This window comes from Sulfitobacter sp. D7 (assembly GCF_003611275.1).
Taxonomy (GTDB): Bacteria; Pseudomonadota; Alphaproteobacteria; order Rhodobacterales; family Rhodobacteraceae; genus Sulfitobacter; species Sulfitobacter profundi.
In genome coordinates this window covers 13,589-29,810 of sequence record NZ_CP020698.1, presented here as the reverse complement: position 1 = coordinate 29,810, position 16,222 = coordinate 13,589, and the positions used below count along the sequence as shown (strand labels likewise).

The window sequence follows — 16,222 nt, the reverse complement described above, 5'->3', positions numbered from 1 at the left end:
CATAGGATGCGTCCGCGCCATGTCTCTCCCCGCCCAGCAACCCGGCCCCGGCAGCGGCGTGAACCGGCGCTTTGCTACGTTGCGCGCCGTGATGGCGCTGATGATCCGCGAGATGGCTACACGCTATGGCCGCTCCCCCGGCGGCTATGCTTGGGCATTGTTAGAGCCGCTCGGCGGGGTGATTATCCTGTCGGTCGGCATGGCAATCATTGTGCGCTCCCCGCCTTTGGGCAATAGTTTCGTGTTGTTCTTCGCAACCGGCTTCTTGCCATTCCAAATCTATCAGAACCTGTCTAACAACGTGGCACGCAGCATTAACTTCTCGCGTGCTTTGCTGTTCTATCCTGCTGTAACGTGGGTAGATGCAGTCATCGCGCGTTTCGTGCTGAATTCCCTTACTGATGTGCTGGCGATGTTGCTTTTGATTACCGGCATTCTAAGCGTCATCGAAGCGAGTGTTTTGATCGACATCGGCCCGATCTTACTGTCCTTAGGGCTTGCGATCTTGACTGGGTTGGGCGTGGGCATGTTGAACTGTGTGATCTTTGGTCTCTTCCCGGTCTGGATGCAGGTTTGGTCTATCGTCACCCGGCCCCTTTTTCTGATCTCGGGGGTTATTTTTCTCTATGATGACATGCCCGCCTTTGCCCAAGATATCCTTTGGTACAACCCGCTTGTGCATGTGACTGGGCTGATGCGACAAGGTTTCTACCCGACCTATCGCGGGGATTATATCAGCGCGACCTATGTGCTGACTGTCTCTTTGGTCTGTCTCTTCTTGGGGGTCGTGCTGATGGGGCGACATCATCGCGATATTCTCAACAACGGCTGACGGGCGGCGGCTGCTTCAGTTTTCGCTCGCCCAGGCTTTTACCCGCTCGTGGCTGACCTTCGTGCGCCGCAACAACCCGTCGCGCAACGCACGGCCAAACAGCCCCAGATATCGCCAGCGCGCGCCCTCGTAATGGCGCAGCTTAAGGAACCATTTCAGCGAGATCAGCGGCAGGATCGGCCAGAACAGCCAGCCCGCGGCCAGACGGTACACCATCACCAGGTTGCGCGTGTAATAATAGGGAATTGTCACGTTAACACGGGTCCGTTGGCAGCGTTGGATATTTTTCGTAGTTGCTACGCATGAGTACGACTGTCAGCTACAAGCGCCACCGTTTTCCGCCAGAGATCATCACGCACGCGGTTTGGCTTTATGTGCGTTTCAACCTCTCCCTACGCGAGGTCGAGGAAATGCTCCTGAACCGTGGCGTCGACGTTTCCTATGAGACGATCCGGCGTTGGGCGGCGAAATTTGCCCCTCAAATTGCCCGGAATTTGCGTCGACGCCAGGCCCGTCCCGGCGATATCTGGCATCTCGATGAGGTTGTGGTAACGATATCGGGGCGGAAGTTCTGGCTCTGGCGCGCGGTCGATCAGAACGGGCTTGTTCTGGAGGAAATCCTGCAATCCAGACGCGACAAGCGTGCCGCAAAGCGTCTTTTGAAGGCGCTGATCAAGCGGTTTGGCTTGCCCAAACGGATCGTCACAGACAAGCTGCGATCCTACGGAGCGGCCAAACGTGAAGTCGCATCCGGTCTCGAACATCGTTCCCACAAGGGCTTGAACAACAGGGCGGAAAACAGCCATCTACCGTTTCGAAAACGAGAGCGTTGCATGCAAGGATTTCGCTCTCCGGGCGGGTTGCAACGGTTTGTAGCCTGCCACACTGCCGTCCGAAACCGTTTCTCAGTTCCCGCCAGCCGCCGTTCCGCAAACGCAACACGCTATCATCGAATCGAAGCCTTCGACGCTTGGAAGGGCGCCGCGAGCATCTGACGCTCTAAAACAGGCCATTTCCTCGGCGCCAGCGAGTTAAGTTGACAACGCCTGCAAGACAGCTACGACTACATCGTGATCGGCTCCGGCTCGGGCGGCGCGGTCGTCGCCGGGCGGCTGGCGGCGGAAACCGACGCCAACGTGCTCGTGCTCGAAGCGGGCGGCACGGACCAGATCGACGCGGTTCTGAACCCGCTGATGTGGTCCACCAACATCATGTCCGAACGCGATTGGGGCTATATGGCCGAGCCGTCCGACAAGGTGAACGGTCGCTCGCTGATCCTACCGATGGGCAAGGTCGTGGGCGGCGGGTCCTCGATCAACGTGATGATCTGGGCGCGCGGGCACAAGAACGACTTTGACTTCTGGGCGTCCGAGACCGGGGACGAGGCGTGGAATTACGAGAACGTCTTGGAGATCTACAAACGGATCGAAAACTGGCAGGGCACCCCCGACGACACCCGGCGCGGCACCGACGGGCGGCTGTTCGTCGATCAGGTGCAGGACCCGAACCCCATCGCGCCCGCCTTCCTCGACGCCTGTGGAACCGTGGGCATCCCCGCCTATGACGACATGAACGGCGAGATGATGGAAGGCGAAGGCGGCGCCGCCCTCGCCAACGTCCGGATCAAGGACGGCATGCGCCGCAACATCCCCTCGGACTACCTGTGGGAGACCCTAAAGCAGCCCAATATCACGCTTTTGACCGGGGCCACCGTTCACCGGATCGAATTGGACGGGACCACCGTGACCGGCGTCACCTTCGAGAAAGACGGCGAGGTCATGACCGTCGGCGCGAACGAGCGTGTGGTGCTGTCGGCTGGCGCGATCAACACGCCCAAGATCCTGATGCAATCGGGGATCGGTCCGGCGGCGCATCTGGGCGAAGTCGGGGTCGAGGTGAAACACGACCTGCCCGGTGTCGGCCAGAATTTTCAGGACCACATCCTCGCCGCTGGCTGCGTCTGGGAATACAACACCCCGCTCCCGCCCAAGAACTCGGCGGCGGAGGCCACCTTCTTCTGGAAATCGGACAGCAGTCTGGACACCCCGGATTTGCAGCCCTTCCAGATCGAGGTGCCTTATGTTTCCGAGGTTCACGGCGGCGCCTACGAGGTGCCCGCAGGGACATGGACCATCGCACCGGGCATCGTGCGTCCGCAATCGACGGGCGAGGTCAAACTCACCGGCGCGAACCCCGAGGATCCCGTCTCCATCGACGGCGGCTTCCTGAAGGAAGAGGCCGATCTCACCGCGCTCACCCGCTGTATCGAACTGTGCCGCGAAATCGGAAACTCCTCCCCGATGGCCGAGTTCGTGAAGCGCGAGGTGATGCCGGGAGCGTTGTCGGGCGAGGACCTCAAGGACTTCGCCCGCAACGCGGCCGGCACCTACTTCCACGAAAGCTGCACCTGTAAAATGGGCACCGACGAGATGTCGGTCGTGAATGGGTCGCTCTCGGTCTACGGGATCGAGAAACTGTCGATCGCCGACGCCTCGGCCATGCCGCGCGTCTCGACCGGGAACACCATGGCCTCGACCGTCATCATCGGCGAGCGCATGGCCGACATCCTGATCGGCTGAGGACATATCCGCGTCCGGGGCTTCTCCGGGCGCGGATTTCGCCTAAGATCACGGTGGGGAGATTTCGTTATGAGCTTTGACACATACATTTCCGTTATGGGCCTGAACATCCGCTATCAACAGCGCGGCGACACCGGGCCGGACATCCTGCTGGTCCACGGCATTTCGTCCTCCATCGAGGATTGGAGCGCGAACCTCGGGCCCCTGTCTGACACGGCCCGCGTCTGGGCCGTCGATCTGCCCGGCTGCGGGATGAGCGAAGCCCGCGCTGACTTCGACTATTCGCTCGAAAACCAATCGCGGTTTCTCGCGGCCTTCATGGAGGCGGTCGGGCTGGACCGGGCGCATGTGGTCGGCCATTCGCTCGGCGGTCGCCTGACGCTCAGCCTCGCCCGGATCGCGCCGGAGCGCGTCGCCTCCATCACCTTGGTCGCCCCGGCGGGGATCGGCTTCGACACCAACATCATGTTCCGCCTGTCGACGCTTCCGGGCTTGGGCGAACTGCTCACCTACCCCAACCCGATGGGCACGCGGATGCTCATGCGCGATGCGATCCATGACGACAGCCTCGTCACCTCGGACATGATCGCCGAGCGGGTCGCCTTCGGCAAACGCCCAGGCAACCACCGCGCATTCCTGAAAACCCTGCGTGGCTTCGTCGGGCTATCGGGGTTTCGCCGCGCCGCGATCTCGGACATCCACGGCTGGCTGCACGAACTGCGCCAACCGCTCCACAGCATCTGGGGCGAGAACGACACCTTCATCTCCCCGCGCCATGCAGCCTTCGTCACCGAACGGCTTCCAGAGGCGGGCGTTACGGTCTATCCCGCCTGCGGTCACTTCCCTCAACTGGAGCACAAAGACCGCTTCAACGCCGAGCTTTCGGCCTTTGTCCAAGCGCAGGACGCGAAGCTGTCCGAGCCTGCCTAAGCGCGCGCCCCGTGCTCACACCCGCGTCAGACTGAAATCAAACGGCGACCGCCACGTGGTCTCTGCCCCATCCTCGCGCCGCTCGTATGGGGCGACAAGGCTCTGTTTCACGCCAAAAACGGCGTCGGACGTGAGGTAGTCGTCCTCGCCCGCGAAGGTATGCGTGACCAGCGTGTCGAACCCCGGCGCGGTGACGATGAAATGGATATGCGCAGGCCGATACGGATGACGCCCGAGTGCGGCAAGGAGCTTGCCGACCGGCCCGTCATCGGGGATCGGATAGCTCACCGGCTTGATCCCCCGGAACGCATAGGCACCATCCGCGCCGGTGGTGAACACGCCGCGATTGTTCCACTTGGGCTGAACCTCCGGCTGCTGCACGTCGTAAAACCCATCCGCGTTGTCCGACCACACGTCGATCCGCGCACCTTCGATCGGCTGCCCGTCGAGGTCCAGCACACGTCCCTCGAACAGGCAGCTTTCGCCCTTACCGTCGAGCGATATGGTCTCGCCCATCGCCCGCTCCGGCGCACCCGCGACGTGAAAGGGGCCGAGCACGGTGTTCTCCGTCGCCGCCTCGGGCCGTCGGTTGTTGATCGCATCGACCAGCATGGACAGGCCCATGACATCGGAGAGGAGAATGAACTCCTGCCGCTCGTCGGAACAGATTTGCCCGGTGGCGGTCAGGAACCCGATGACCTGTTCCCACTCGGCTTGCGTGAGGCCGATCTCCTTGACCAACGCATGGGTGTGCTTGATGACGGCAGCGAACACCTCCGCCATCCTTGGGTCGATGTCCGCGCCCATCCGGGCGTTGACGGTCTCGACCGAGGTATCCTCGCTGAAAAATCCGGTCATCTGTGATCTCCTGCGTTGGGGCGCGTCCCGTCGAGGGCGCCTTGTAACATCTCCCGAATGCCCGCGCGGGTCAGGTCACGGGGATTGGGATAGGGTTTCGCGACGGCGGCCTCGGCCACCCGGTCAAGGTCCGCTTCGGTGACGCCAAGGTCCCGTAGACGCAAAGGCGCGCCGAGCGACTGCGCGAAATCCCACAGGCCCCCCGCCGCCGTGTCGGAGCCAAACAGCCCCGCGACCGGGGCGAGCGCGGGGGTCGCAGGCTCGTTATAGGCCATCGCATGGGGCAACAGGATCGCGTGGGTGTCCGCATGTGGCAGGCCCAATGACCCGCCGAGCGTGTGACAAAGCTTGTGGTGAAGCGACATGCCCACCTGCGCCAACACCGTCCCGCACAGCCATGCGCCGAATTGCGTCGCCTCGCGCGTGGCGCGATCCTCAGGGTCGCTGATAACCCCCGGCAACGCGCCGTGAAACGCGCGCAGCCCCTCCATCGCGAGGGCCGAGGACAGGGGGTTGGCATCGCGCGCATAGAGCGCCTCGACCGCATGGGCCATGGCGTTGAGCGCGGAGGTCACGGTCAATCCGACCGGCAGGCTCGCCACCAGATCGGGGTCATAGACGATGGCCTCCGGCTGAACCTTCGGCGAGGCAAAAGTGGTCTTCTCCCCGTTCTCCGTCTGGCCCAGAACCGGGGTCGCCTCGGACCCGGCATAGGTCGTGGGCAGCACGATCTGCGGCAGATCGCTCCGATAGGCGAGCGCCTTTGCCAGCCCGATGGTCGACCCGCCGCCAATCGCGACGATCCCGTCGGCCTTGCAACCCGACAGCACCGCCATTGCCTCCTGCGTGACCGTGACGGGCGTATGCATCGCGGCCCCGTTGAACGCGCCGACCGCTACCGCGCCCATGTCCTGTGTCAGCGCCGCGCCCGCGTCCGCCTGCTCCGGCGTGGTCAGGATCAGCGCCCGGGTCACCCCGAGCGCCTCCAACTCCGGCGTCAGATCGTGACGCGTGCCGACGCCGAAGCGGACCGAAACCGGGGGGTCCCCCGGCTGAAACCCTGCGAAGAACCGAGACATCTCAGTCCAGCCCGAAGAGCTTCGCCGCGTTGGTGCGCCCGATCTTCACTCGGTCGGGTTCCGAGATCGAGGCGGCATCGAACCAATCGGCGGCGTGATCCACATTCTCGAACGGCCAATCGGTCGAGAACATGATGCGATCCGCGCCCACCTCCAGAATTGCATCGATCAGCGTCTGGGTGCGGAAATTGCCCGATGTGGTGATGTGGAAGTTCTCGTTGAAGTAATCCACGAATTTGCGTTTCGCCGGATGCTTCGGCGGCAGTTTGACCCACGCGTTCCGGTGGTCGATCCGCCACAACATGTAGGGAATGCCCTCCCCCATGTGGCCCAGAATGATCTGGAGCGAGGGGTGCTCGTCGAAGAGGCCCGATCCCATCAGGCGCAGGGCGTGAACGGCGGTCTCCTGTGCAAAGGCCCACGTCGGCCCCATGAGCCACGGGTGGCCCTCGTAAATCCGGCTGTCCTGCGGCAGCGGGTTGCGGGGATGGAGGTAGAAGGGCACGTCGAGTTTCGCGACCTCGGCCCAGAAGCTCCGGTATTGCGGCAGGTCGTAATAGAGAAGCTCCTGCCCCTCCCCCTGTTCGGCGTCCTGCGAAAACCCGTTCACCAGTGCGCCCACGAATCCCAGATCCTTGACGCAGCGGTTCAACTCCTCGGCGGCGGCCTCCGGGTCCTGAAGCGGCAGCGCGGCAAAGGCGCGGAAGCGGTCCGGACGTTTCGCGCATTCCTCGGCCAGCACGTCGTTGGCGCGTTTGGAAATCTCGATCGCCTTCTTGCGGTCGGTGATCGCTTGCACCGCGGGGGCATTGAGCGACAGGATCATCGTCTCGATCCCGTGTTTGTCCATCAGGCCAAGGCGCGTGTCCTGAATGTCGAGCAGCCGATGCTGCAATTCGTCCCAATAGCTGCCGGGCACGAAGCCCGCGCTATCCTCAAGCGTCTCGGGAATGGCGAAGTGCTCTTCGAGTGCGATTTTACCCTGCATGATATGTCCTCCGGGTTCTGTCGCAAACTTTGGTTCTTGACCGAAGTGTCCTGAAGGAATGAGGGTTCTAGCTTCCAGCATCGCGTATTTGGAGGACGCAAGATGATCTCGTTTAAGGGTGCGCAGTTTCCGAGAGAGGTGATCCTCTTCGCCGTGTTTTTCTATGTCCGCTACGCGGTGTCCTATCGGGACTTGGAGGAGATCATGGCCGAGAGAGGCGTGAGCGTGGATCACGCCACCCTCAATCGCTGGGTCGCGAGGTACTCGCCTTTGATCGCAAATACAGCCCGGCGTCGGAAGGCGCCTGTCGACCGATCCTGGCGCATGGACGAGACTTACATCAAAGTGAAAGGCGCGTGGGTCTACCTTTACCGCGCCGTCGACAAGCTCGGCAAAACGGTTGATTTCATGCTGTCGAAGCGGCGCAACAAGTCGGCAGCGACAAAATTCTTCGCCCGAGCCTTGGAGGTGAACGGCCTGCCGCGTAAGATTGTGATAGACCGAAGCGGGGCGAACACGGCGGGGATAACCGCAATCAACCGAATGCTAAAGTCGTTCGGCTGCCGGATCCCGATCGAGATGGTCAGGATCAAATACCTCAATAACATGGTCGAGCAGGACCACCGTTCGATCAAGAAACGGATCCGACCGATGCTTGGCTTCAAGTCCTTCGCGTCGGCCTCCGCCACGCTCGAGGGCATCGAGGTCGCGAACATGATCCGCAAAGGTCAGATCACATCCGGACTCTGTCCCTTTGCCCAGTTCGCGGAACTCGCCACGTAAATGAAAGCGATCAAAGGTTTCTTCCGCCCAAGGTTGAAAGTTGCGACAAAACCCTTGCCGGGACCCGAAGAGTCAGGGTCGACCGATCCGTCCCGCGCCACCCGCGGCAGGTTCGCGAAGGTGATGACATCGGTGACGGGTCGGATATCGATGAATGGCGTGCCGCGTGCGACCGCAAGAGTGGCCAAGGGAAAGCGCTCGATCGGCGCAAAGGTCGACACGGTGGTCCAACCGAGATGGAGGAACGTCCCACCCTCTCCGCAGATCACATGCGCGTTTGGCAAAGTCGCCGCCTGTCTGAGATGGCCGAGATCACGCATGACGGTCTCGCTTTCGAGCCGCTTCGCCAGCCCCAGCTGACCGGTTCGGCGAAGCTCTCGATGCCGCCACCAGGAGGCAGCGGTTGCGCGCAACACGCGCAAGACACCTGTTTGCATGGGAAGGCCCTCCATCAGGAACGGCAGACCGGAACCCGGCCCGGACCCATCTGAGGGACCCCAAAGGCCCTCATCCGTCAGTCACAAAACCCAAAGAACACTTTCACTTTTCCTGGGTACGGACCCTGTCCTTCTCAAAACCAACGGGCCCTCAACAAAATGCTCAACACCGTGTCGTCTCCAGACACCTTTGATTTGGCACAGCCAATTCAGATCGGCAGGCAAGATCGTCAACGCATATAGGCAGAAATCTCCCTGAAGACCTGCTTACAACTCTGAACACGGTGCATTTTTCAATCTTGAAGCCTCACGTTGCCTTACCGCCAAGTCTGCAATAGAAGCAGTATTCGAGGTGCAGATCTCTTGCCCCCCGCCTTCTCGACCACGCCGCGCAGATATCCGCCCGGCGAAGCAACCTCACCCGTGCCATGCTTTTCGAACACGAGCGCAAACGCCACCGTTGCCACCTGTGTGCCCATTGGCTCCTGCGCCACGTTCCAGGCATGCTCCGAAATTCCCACCATCGGCCTGAGTGGTTCAGCAACCCGATGCAGATCACCCCAATCCTTGAAAAATCCGCCCGTGTTGCGCGCCCAAGACGCGAACTCGGGACACGCCTGCATGCTTGTCGGCAGATCAAGCGCGGTCCTGTTCTCGCGCAAAGCCAGGCAGGAACAACGCAAGAAGCATGATGATTGCACCGGACACGCTATTGGGTTTCGGCTCCAGCACCGCACCGAGATAAGCGATTAAGGCCGCGAGCGCCACGTACCAGCCAGCCCGCATCATGCCGAGTGCGAAACTGACTTAGCTCAAAGCCGGGCCGGGCAGGTTTATCAAGCCATCCTGGCCTTGTTCGCAGGCGGCAACGAGGCAGGCGGAAGACCGCCGTTTCTGCCGCATTATGGCCTGGTGATGTTCGTTATGCCTGACTTCTGTCGCGCTCAGCACTATCTATCCGGCAACACTTGAAGCGGAGCGAGCTATGAGATTTTCTCGAACACTGGCCGTAATGGCGATTGCAGCCGTATCGATGGCCGCCGTGCCTGCATCGGCAGACCCTGGGCACGGCAAGGGCAAGGCGCGCGGCGATCACCACAACGGATTTGCAGGACATTGCCCGCCGGGACTTGCAAAAAAGAACCCGCCCTGTGTGCCGCCGGGGCAGGCACGCAAGTCCTATGATCACTACGGCTCTAGAATCGGGGATGTCCTTCGCATCGGTGACTACGTGGTTATCCGCGATCCCCGTAGGCTAAATCTAGAACCGCGTGACGATTGGCGCTATTATCGCGAGGGCAACCGGGCCTATCGGGTTGATCGTGACACCAGAAAGATCCTGTCCGTCATCAACCTTATCGATGCCTTCACAAACTGAGCCGTCGGCATTGATGATCGGCTCTAACCCAGTTTTGATGCAGATTGACAATCTGCCGCCGTACTCACCCGACTTGAACCCAATCGAAATGGCGCTCTCGAAACTCAAGGCGCACTTGCGACGGACAGGGGCCAGAACATTCTACCAGATTTTCGACGCATTCGCGGAGTCTGCGATCTGTTCACACCGCCTGAATGCTGGAATTACTTCTGCGAAGCAGGAAATGGATCAAGTTAAAGGCTCGATGCTCTAGTGGGTCGTGGTAGACCGAATATCCTCGGCGGCGAAGTCGATCAGTGCGCGGATCTTGCGGGGCAAGGCCCGGCCCTCGAGATAGGCCGCGCTGACAGGACCGCTGTCGCCTCCGAACTCCTCCAGCAAGGGGACCAACGATCCGGTCTCGATGGCGTTGCTCAGGGCGAAGCGCGGAATGTTGGCGATCCCAAGGCCGCCGATGGCCAGATCCATGGCCGCGCGCGCGGAGTTGACCTGGAACCGCCCGTGGATCTGAACATTTGTCTCGACCCCGTTCCTGACGAAGATCCATCTGTGCGGAACCCGCCGGTTGGTGTCCACTATACAGGTATGGTCAGCCAGTTCCTCGGGTGAGCCGGGCTTTCCGTGTGCTCGGACATAGTCCGGGCTGGCCACCAGAAGGCTGCTGAAGGTGCCAAGCCTGAGCGTCTTGAGTGACAGCATGTCGGACCGGCCGATGCGAAAAGCCAGGTCGAAGCCGTCGCTGGCCAGATCGACATAGCGGTCATCGAGCCGCAAATCGAGTGTAAGATCCGGGTTTTGTCGGGCAAACCGTGCCAGCATCCCCGTGACGTAGACTTCGCCGAAGGTTACAGGAGCCGAGATGCGAATGACGCCGGTCAGGCCGCGCGATCCTTCGGCAACGCTGCCGAGCAGCTCATCTAGATCATCGAGCAGTGCGGGCGCCCGCGCAATCAGGTCCTCACCCGCCGGTGTCAGCCCCACCTTGCGGGTGGTCCGCTGCAGCAGGCGGGCGCCAAGGCGTTGCTCGAGCGCAGCCACATATTTGGACGTCAGCCGGTTCGACACGCCCAACTGATGGGCCGCTGCGGTGAACGAACCAGTCTGCGCGGTGGCCACGAAGGCCCGGAGTTCATCGACGATATCCATGGTAAATAACTTGGAACATTTCGTAGATAGTCATTCCATATATTCGCCATTTCATTGACTAAAGACAAGGCGTATTTTCCTGACAGATCAAACAGCGCCTGAAGGCGCGCCCTGAAAGGAACAAGTCATGAAAATCGCAATCATTGGCAACGGCAATGTCGGATCCGGTCTGGCAAATGTCCTGAGCAAAACGCAACATCAGGTCGGGACCTTTGGCCGCGCCGACGATGTGGCAAACGCCGTGAATGAGGCCGATATCGTTATTCTCGCGACGCCCTATGGGGCGGCTGCCGAACTCGCAGAGCAGGCAGATTTCACCGGCAAGATCGTCATCGATGTGTCCAACCCCGTCACCGAGGATTTCTCGGCCCTGCAACTCGGCACCACCACGTCGGCCGCCGAGGCGATCGCTGCGCTCGTTCCGGGAGCGTTCGTCGTGAAGGCCTTCAACACGATCTTCGCCCAGCACTATGCCGGGGATCTCAAGCTGGACGGTCAGCCATTGCAGACCTTTGTCGCCGCCGACGACGAGACGGCGCGCGACACCGTGAATACGCTGGCCGCAGAGGCCGGATTCGAGCCGGTCGATGCCGGCCCCCTGTCCACCGCCCGGCAGCTGGAGCCGCTCGGCTTCCTGAATATCCAGTTCGGCTATGTGCATGGAAAAGGCACCGAGATCGCGCCGCGCTGGCAGTTTGCCGCCTGACCCAACCTCCCGAACAAAGGAAAAAGACAATGTCCAACGCAAACCTTCAAAACGCCCCCCAATCGCCGGTGATCCCCGGCGTGGCAAATGCCGATCTGGCAGCCACAATCCTGCGCGTGACTCTGGGAATACTGTTCATAGCCCATGGCTGGCTGAAACTGGCGATCTTCACGCCGGCTGGAACCGCCGCCTTCTTCGAAAGCCTCGGCTTTCCGGGTGCGCTTGCCTATCTCGTGATGGCGGCGGAGCTTGCCGGCGGCGTGGCGCTGATCCTCGGCGTCTGGAGCCGCTGGGTGTCGCTCGCTCTGGTGCCGGTCCTGCTCGGCTCGATCTACGCGCCGCATGGCGCGGCCGGCTTCTTCTTCTCGAATGAAGGCGGCGGCTGGGAGTATCCGGCTTTTTGGGCGATCACACTGGTCGTGCAGGCCCTGCTGGGCGACGGCGCCTATGCACTCAAGCGCAGCCGGACCTGATCCGATCCGTCCTCATGGTGCGGGGCAATCAGCCCCGCACGCTTCCGCAAAGAGGTTTCACGATGACCAATTCAACCGAAAAGTTCGATATGAATGCCGCGCCGATCCGCATCGATACCGTTCGGCTCAGGGTGCGGGATCTCGATGCCGTTTCATCCTTCTACCAGGACGTTCTGGGGCTGGTGCCGCTGGCAGAGGCCGGAAGCAGCGTCACACTGGGCACCGAAGAAACACCGCTGCTCCATCTTGATGGCGACCCGGCGTTGCGCCCACGCGATCCCAAACAGGCAGGGCTGTTTCACACCGCCTTCCTGCTGCCCTCGCGCGGCGATCTGGCCCGCTGGCTTGGCCATGTGGCCGAAACGGACGTGCGGCTGCAGGGCGCATCGGATCACATCGTCAGCGAAGCGCTCTATCTGGCCGATCCCGAAGGCAATGGCATCGAGGTCTATGTCGACAGACCGCCAAGCCAGTGGCGCGATAGCGCCGGCGATATCCGCATGGCCACGGACCCGTTGGACCTCAAGGATCTGATACGCACAGCGCAAGGTCGGATTTGGGCCGGTTTCCCGAAAGGCGGCATCATCGGCCACGTTCACTTGCAGGTCGGCGACACGAAAGAGGCGGATCGCTTCTACCGAGATGCCCTCGGCTTTGACATCGCCGCGTCGTATCCGGGCGCGAGCTTCTACGGCAGTGGCGGCTACCACCACCATCTCGCCGGCAATATCTGGAACAGCCGCCGGGCCGGCAAGCGGGATTCTTCGGAAGCGGGACTCGATGAGATCACTCTTGGCGTCGATCCCTCGGCGCGGCAGGCGATCACGCAGCGCCTTGGCGGCGACCGCTTCATTGATCTCTGGGGCACCGCCTTCGCGCTGGCGCAGTGATGCGCTTTGCGAAGCTGATAGTAAAAAAGGAGACAAGACATGCTTGTGAATGGAAGATGGGTCGAGAACTGGCAGCCGGTCCAGAAGGCTGATGAACAAGGGCGTTTCATACGCCAGGTTTCGGAGTTCCGGAACTGGGTCACCCCCGACGGACGCCCCGGCCCCACGGGCGAGGGTGGCTTCGAGGCCGAGGCTGGGCGGTATCGGCTCTATGTCGCGCTGATCTGTCCTTGGGCCTCGCGCACTCTGATCGCACGCCGCCTCAAGGGGCTTGAGGATATGATCCCGGTCACGGTGCTCAATCCGACGCTGACCGATCAGGGCTGGCAATTTGGCGGCTATCCCGGCGCAGATGAGGATCCGCTTTACGGATCGAAATATATCCATGAACTCTACACTCGCGCTGACCCGCTTGTCTCGGGCCGCGCCACCGTGCCGGTGCTGTGGGACATGAAGCGCGGCGTCATGGTGAACAACGAAAGCGCCGACATCGTGCGCATGTTTGATACCGCCTTCGAAGCGATCGCCCCATCCGATCTGCGTCTCTATCCCGCCGCTTTGGCCGACGAGATCGACGTGCTGAACAGGCAGATTTACGAAAGCCTCAATAACGGGGTCTACAAGGCCGGGTTCGCCTCCAGCCAAGAGGCCTATGACGAGGCCGTCGATGGGGTGTTCGCGATGCTGGACCAATTGGAGACGCGCCTCGGTGACGACCGCCCGTATCTGTTCGGCGACGAGTTGACCGAAACCGATATTCGTGCCTTCGTGACGCTCATCCGGTTCGACGCGGCCTATCACGGATTGTTCAAGACCAACCGTCGGCAAATCGCGGATTACCCGCATCTTTCAGCGCATATGGAACGCGTGCTGCGGCTGCCGGGCGTCGCGGAAACGGTGAACATGGATCACATCACGCGAGGCTATTATTCGATCAAGGCGTTGAATCCGACGGGCATCCGGCCGGCCGGCCCGGCGCATGTCCGGCGTTTGCTTGACGTAGTCGCGGCCGACTGACAGCACCTGCTTGCTCGGCATTGAGATCTGCGCGTTATCGCACAGCAGATGTCACATCCTCGCCAATAACGATTTCGCCACCAAGGCCCATCTTGGATGCATAAGGACAAAGGAGCCTCTCATGACGTTCAGACCGGTCGCATCCACCAGCAGAGCACAACCCGCACTGGAAGGTGCGGGCGTGCATCTGCAGCGCGTATTCGGATTCGACGATCCGTCGTTGACCGATCCGTTTCTGATGATGGACGATTTTCGCAACGATGACCCACGGCTTTACTCCAAGGGTTTCCCCTGGCATCCGCATCGCGGGATCGAAACGATCACCTATGTTCTGGACGGTCAGGTCGAACATGCCGATTCGCTTGGAAACCGCGGCCTGCTCGGCCCGGGCGGCGTTCAGTGGATGACCGCCGGATCGGGCATCGTGCATCAGGAAATGCCTGCGGGCAACGCCAAGGGCCAGATGCACGGCTTCCAACTCTGGGCCAACCTGCCCGCGTCGCTCAAGATGACGGCGCCGCGCTACCAGGACATTACCGCCTGCGACATCCCCGTCGAGGGCGATGACGACGGCACGGTGGTCAAGGTGATCACTGGCTCGTTCTGGGGCAAGACCGGCCCGGTGGACGGGATCGCGGCCAATCCGATGCTGCTCGATGTCTCGGTCCCAGCCGGGCGGCGTAAGGTGCTTCCGGTGGACACGCGGGCCAATGCGCTTGCCTATGTCTTTGCTGGCTCCGGCACGTTCCGCGATGCCAGCGATCCTGTAGGCATCAAGGTTGAAAAGGAATATCGCGGGACCGAGTTGAACATCCGCGACCAGACCGGAAACCGCACGTTGGTCCGTTTCGGATCCGGCGACGAGATCACGGTTCAGGCTGGCGACGAAGGCATCCGTTTCCTGCTGATGACCGGCAGACCGATTCAGGAACCTGTCGCCTGGCATGGCCCCATCGTGATGAACACCCAGAAGGAATTGCGCCAGGCACTCCTCGAACTGAACAACGGCACCTTCATAAAGCACGCGTGAGGATGCCGCCCGATACGAAAAACCAACCAACTGAAAAGGAAAAGACAATGGCACAGCCCAAGGTCGCAATTATCTTCTACTCGACCTACGGAACCAACCATGCCGTCGCCTTGGCGGCGGCAGAGGCAGCCCGCGACGCAGGCGCGGATGTCCGCCTTCGCCGCGTTCCCGAGACGGCCCCGAAAGAGGTTGTCGAGACCCAGGACGCCTGGAAAGCGCAGCTGGACAAGATGGGCGATATCCCCGAAGCGACGGCCGACGACATGGAATGGGCCGACGGCTATTTCTTCTCGACACCGACCCGGTTCGGCGTGGCCGCCAGCCAGCTTCGGGCCTTCGTTGATACGCTGGGCGGGCTCTGGGGTGCCGGCAAGCTGGCCGACAAGACCTTCACGGCCACGACGAGCGCCCAGAATCCGCATGGCGGTCAGGAAGCGACCATTCTCAGCCTCTACACGACGGCGATGCATTGGGGCGCCATCATTGTCGCGCCGGGTTTTACCGATCAGTCGATCTATGACACCGGCGGCAACCCCTACGGCTTCTCGACCAACGCCAATGGCTTTGACGATGCCGGCAAGGCGGCAGTGGCCCATCAGGCGAAGCGCCTGGTCGAGATGACCGCAAAGATCACCGGCTGATCGAGACGGCAGATCGCGGGCGATATCGCGGCGCAAACCAGCGCGCCCCACCGCCCGCGAAACCGGCCACACGCAGCAAAAATATCAGTTCGTGGGACAAGAAGACTGCTGTTGCGAAGTCGTTAATGTCGTTTTGCACAAATAAGTTCAGCAGTTTTTTACCCTTCGGCAGGATCAACTGCAACCGGCGGGGCCGTCGCGCACCGCCTCGACCCGGATATCGCCGGTCTGCAACACCCGGCTGCGGCTGCGCGCGTAGCGACCTTGCACGTTGGCTGCGAGATCGTCCAGTGAAAGATACTGCTCGTCATCGGGTCGGCTGAATCATTCGGGCGACATCCGCCCGTTCCGCTCGCCCCGGCTGACATCTACCTTATAGCCACCTGCCCTTGTTGGTAGTACAGCGTCCAAGAATTCCACAACACCCATCGGCATTCCTCCGTGATAGGCGCTGG

General features: G+C 61.4%; 19 protein-coding genes and 2 pseudogenes. 13 read left to right on the top strand and 8 right to left on the bottom strand.

Annotation, left to right across the window (positions count from 1 at the left end; translation table 11 throughout):
• Positions 1–19: 19 nt before the first annotated feature.
• A complete protein-coding gene (locus B5M07_RS18700; protein WP_120352583.1) occupies positions 20–832 on the top strand; it encodes an ABC transporter permease in 813 nt (270 codons plus the stop codon).
• Between the two features lie 15 nt (positions 833–847).
• Here the strand turns inward: B5M07_RS18700 and B5M07_RS18695 are convergent, their stop codons facing one another.
• Positions 848–1,084 carry a hypothetical protein gene (locus B5M07_RS18695; RefSeq protein WP_120352582.1) on the bottom strand — a complete coding sequence of 79 codons (237 nt, stop codon included), beginning with the start codon at positions 1,082–1,084 and terminating at the stop codon, positions 848–850.
• 50 nt (positions 1,085–1,134) lie between these two features.
• Between B5M07_RS18695 and B5M07_RS18690 the strand changes: the two genes are divergently transcribed.
• The 3 genes from B5M07_RS18690 (at position 1,135) to B5M07_RS18680 (ending at position 4,341) form a co-directional block, all read left to right on the top strand.
• Positions 1,135–1,827, top strand: coding sequence for an IS6 family transposase (locus tag B5M07_RS18690; protein ID WP_120352532.1), 693 nt, complete (start codon positions 1,135–1,137; stop codon positions 1,825–1,827).
• 75 nt (positions 1,828–1,902) lie between these two features.
• Positions 1,903–3,411: a GMC family oxidoreductase gene (locus B5M07_RS18685; RefSeq protein WP_254694025.1), complete on the top strand. Its 1,509-nt coding sequence runs from the start codon at positions 1,903–1,905 to the stop codon at positions 3,409–3,411.
• A 69-nt stretch (positions 3,412–3,480) separates the two neighbouring features.
• Positions 3,481–4,341: an alpha/beta fold hydrolase gene (locus B5M07_RS18680; RefSeq protein WP_120352580.1), complete on the top strand. Its 861-nt coding sequence runs from the start codon at positions 3,481–3,483 to the stop codon at positions 4,339–4,341.
• Positions 4,342–4,356: 15 nt separating this feature from the next.
• On the opposite strand, the gene B5M07_RS18675 is transcribed toward B5M07_RS18680, so the two are convergent.
• Genes B5M07_RS18675 through tsdA form a run of 3 tightly spaced genes read right to left on the bottom strand, consistent with a single transcriptional unit; the run spans position 4,357 to position 7,266 of the window.
• A complete protein-coding gene (locus B5M07_RS18675) occupies positions 4,357–5,199 on the bottom strand; it encodes a dioxygenase family protein (RefSeq protein WP_120352579.1) in 843 nt (280 codons plus the stop codon).
• Positions 5,196–6,278, bottom strand: coding sequence for a maleylacetate reductase (locus tag B5M07_RS18670; RefSeq protein WP_120352578.1), 1,083 nt, complete (start codon positions 6,276–6,278; stop codon positions 5,196–5,198). The genes B5M07_RS18675 and B5M07_RS18670 overlap by 4 nt, the downstream gene beginning before the upstream one ends.
• 1 nt (position 6,279) lies before the next feature.
• Complete coding sequence (gene tsdA, locus B5M07_RS18665; RefSeq protein ID WP_120352577.1) at positions 6,280–7,266, bottom strand: gamma-resorcylate decarboxylase; 987 nt, start codon at positions 7,264–7,266, stop codon at positions 6,280–6,282.
• A gap of 102 nt (positions 7,267–7,368) precedes the next feature.
• Between tsdA and B5M07_RS18660 the strand changes: the two genes are divergently transcribed.
• A complete protein-coding gene (locus B5M07_RS18660) occupies positions 7,369–8,049 on the top strand; it encodes an IS6 family transposase (protein WP_120352576.1) in 681 nt (226 codons plus the stop codon).
• On the opposite strand, the gene B5M07_RS18655 is transcribed toward B5M07_RS18660, so the two are convergent.
• Together B5M07_RS18655 and repC are read right to left on the bottom strand one after the other, a co-directional pair.
• The gene (locus B5M07_RS18655) at positions 7,995–8,501 is read right to left on the bottom strand and encodes a hypothetical protein (protein ID WP_254694024.1); all 507 of its coding nucleotides are present in this window, start codon (positions 8,499–8,501) and stop codon (positions 7,995–7,997) included. The genes B5M07_RS18660 and B5M07_RS18655 overlap by 55 nt on opposite strands.
• Positions 8,502–8,803: 302 nt before the next feature.
• On the bottom strand, positions 8,804–9,109 hold the full coding sequence (gene repC / locus B5M07_RS18650; RefSeq protein ID WP_254694026.1) for a replication initiation protein RepC: 306 nt from the start codon (positions 9,107–9,109) through the stop codon (positions 8,804–8,806).
• Positions 9,110–9,471: 362 nt separating this feature from the next.
• Here repC and B5M07_RS18645 point away from each other — a divergent pair, with 362 nt between their 5' ends.
• Positions 9,472–9,864 (top strand): hypothetical protein, encoded by a 393-nt coding sequence (locus B5M07_RS18645; RefSeq protein WP_120352575.1) that lies wholly within the window; start codon positions 9,472–9,474, stop codon positions 9,862–9,864.
• 52 nt (positions 9,865–9,916) lie between these two features.
• Positions 9,917–10,101: pseudogene (locus B5M07_RS18640) on the top strand (transposase); the annotation flags it as partial.
• 12 nt (positions 10,102–10,113) lie between these two features.
• Here the strand turns inward: B5M07_RS18640 and B5M07_RS18635 are convergent.
• A complete protein-coding gene (locus tag B5M07_RS18635; protein ID WP_120352574.1) occupies positions 10,114–11,010 on the bottom strand; it encodes a LysR family transcriptional regulator in 897 nt (298 codons plus the stop codon).
• Positions 11,011–11,137: 127 nt separating this feature from the next.
• Here B5M07_RS18635 and B5M07_RS18630 point away from each other — a divergent pair, with 127 nt between their 5' ends.
• The 6 genes from B5M07_RS18630 (at position 11,138) to wrbA (ending at position 15,767) form a co-directional block, all read left to right on the top strand.
• Complete coding sequence (locus tag B5M07_RS18630) at positions 11,138–11,716, top strand: NADPH-dependent F420 reductase (RefSeq protein WP_120352573.1); 579 nt, start codon at positions 11,138–11,140, stop codon at positions 11,714–11,716.
• Positions 11,717–11,745: 29 nt separating this feature from the next.
• The gene (locus tag B5M07_RS18625) at positions 11,746–12,189 is read left to right on the top strand and encodes a DoxX family protein (protein WP_120352572.1); all 444 of its coding nucleotides are present in this window, start codon (positions 11,746–11,748) and stop codon (positions 12,187–12,189) included.
• 62 nt (positions 12,190–12,251) lie between these two features.
• Positions 12,252–13,079 (top strand): VOC family protein, encoded by an 828-nt coding sequence (locus B5M07_RS18620; RefSeq protein WP_120352571.1) that lies wholly within the window; start codon positions 12,252–12,254, stop codon positions 13,077–13,079.
• A 39-nt stretch (positions 13,080–13,118) separates the two neighbouring features.
• The gene (locus B5M07_RS18615) at positions 13,119–14,096 is read left to right on the top strand and encodes a glutathione S-transferase family protein (protein WP_120352570.1); all 978 of its coding nucleotides are present in this window, start codon (positions 13,119–13,121) and stop codon (positions 14,094–14,096) included.
• Positions 14,097–14,217: 121 nt separating this feature from the next.
• Positions 14,218–15,126 carry a pirin family protein gene (locus tag B5M07_RS18610; protein WP_120352569.1) on the top strand — a complete coding sequence of 303 codons (909 nt, stop codon included), beginning with the start codon at positions 14,218–14,220 and terminating at the stop codon, positions 15,124–15,126.
• A 47-nt stretch (positions 15,127–15,173) separates the two neighbouring features.
• A complete protein-coding gene (wrbA, locus tag B5M07_RS18605) occupies positions 15,174–15,767 on the top strand; it encodes an NAD(P)H:quinone oxidoreductase (protein ID WP_120352622.1) in 594 nt (197 codons plus the stop codon).
• Between the two features lie 154 nt (positions 15,768–15,921).
• Here the strand turns inward: wrbA and B5M07_RS19640 are convergent.
• A pseudogene (locus B5M07_RS19640) lies at positions 15,922–16,196 on the bottom strand (DUF932 domain-containing protein); the annotation flags it as partial.
• Between the last annotated feature and the right edge of the window lie 26 nt (positions 16,197–16,222).

Excerpts from the sequence above, each read along its gene's own strand:
- B5M07_RS18700 (WP_120352583.1), top strand. The coding sequence starts at position 20 with ATGTCTCTCCCCGCCCAGCAACCCGGCCCCGGCAGCGGCGTGAACCGG.
- B5M07_RS18690 (WP_120352532.1), top strand. The coding sequence starts at position 1,135 with ATGAGTACGACTGTCAGCTACAAGCGCCACCGTTTTCCGCCAGAGATC.
- B5M07_RS18680 (WP_120352580.1), top strand. The coding sequence starts at position 3,481 with ATGAGCTTTGACACATACATTTCCGTTATGGGCCTGAACATCCGCTAT.
- B5M07_RS18675 (WP_120352579.1), bottom strand. The coding sequence starts at position 5,199 with ATGACCGGATTTTTCAGCGAGGATACCTCGGTCGAGACCGTCAACGCC.
- B5M07_RS18670 (WP_120352578.1), bottom strand. The coding sequence starts at position 6,278 with ATGTCTCGGTTCTTCGCAGGGTTTCAGCCGGGGGACCCCCCGGTTTCG.
- tsdA (WP_120352577.1), bottom strand. The coding sequence starts at position 7,266 with ATGCAGGGTAAAATCGCACTCGAAGAGCACTTCGCCATTCCCGAGACG.
- B5M07_RS18660 (WP_120352576.1), top strand. The coding sequence starts at position 7,369 with ATGATCTCGTTTAAGGGTGCGCAGTTTCCGAGAGAGGTGATCCTCTTC.
- B5M07_RS18655 (WP_254694024.1), bottom strand. The coding sequence starts at position 8,501 with ATGGAGGGCCTTCCCATGCAAACAGGTGTCTTGCGCGTGTTGCGCGCA.
- repC (WP_254694026.1), bottom strand. The coding sequence starts at position 9,109 with ATGCAGGCGTGTCCCGAGTTCGCGTCTTGGGCGCGCAACACGGGCGGA.
- B5M07_RS18645 (WP_120352575.1), top strand. The coding sequence starts at position 9,472 with ATGAGATTTTCTCGAACACTGGCCGTAATGGCGATTGCAGCCGTATCG.
- B5M07_RS18635 (WP_120352574.1), bottom strand. The coding sequence starts at position 11,010 with ATGGATATCGTCGATGAACTCCGGGCCTTCGTGGCCACCGCGCAGACT.
- B5M07_RS18630 (WP_120352573.1), top strand. The coding sequence starts at position 11,138 with ATGAAAATCGCAATCATTGGCAACGGCAATGTCGGATCCGGTCTGGCA.
- B5M07_RS18625 (WP_120352572.1), top strand. The coding sequence starts at position 11,746 with ATGTCCAACGCAAACCTTCAAAACGCCCCCCAATCGCCGGTGATCCCC.
- B5M07_RS18620 (WP_120352571.1), top strand. The coding sequence starts at position 12,252 with ATGACCAATTCAACCGAAAAGTTCGATATGAATGCCGCGCCGATCCGC.
- B5M07_RS18615 (WP_120352570.1), top strand. The coding sequence starts at position 13,119 with ATGCTTGTGAATGGAAGATGGGTCGAGAACTGGCAGCCGGTCCAGAAG.
- B5M07_RS18610 (WP_120352569.1), top strand. The coding sequence starts at position 14,218 with ATGACGTTCAGACCGGTCGCATCCACCAGCAGAGCACAACCCGCACTG.
- wrbA (WP_120352622.1), top strand. The coding sequence starts at position 15,174 with ATGGCACAGCCCAAGGTCGCAATTATCTTCTACTCGACCTACGGAACC.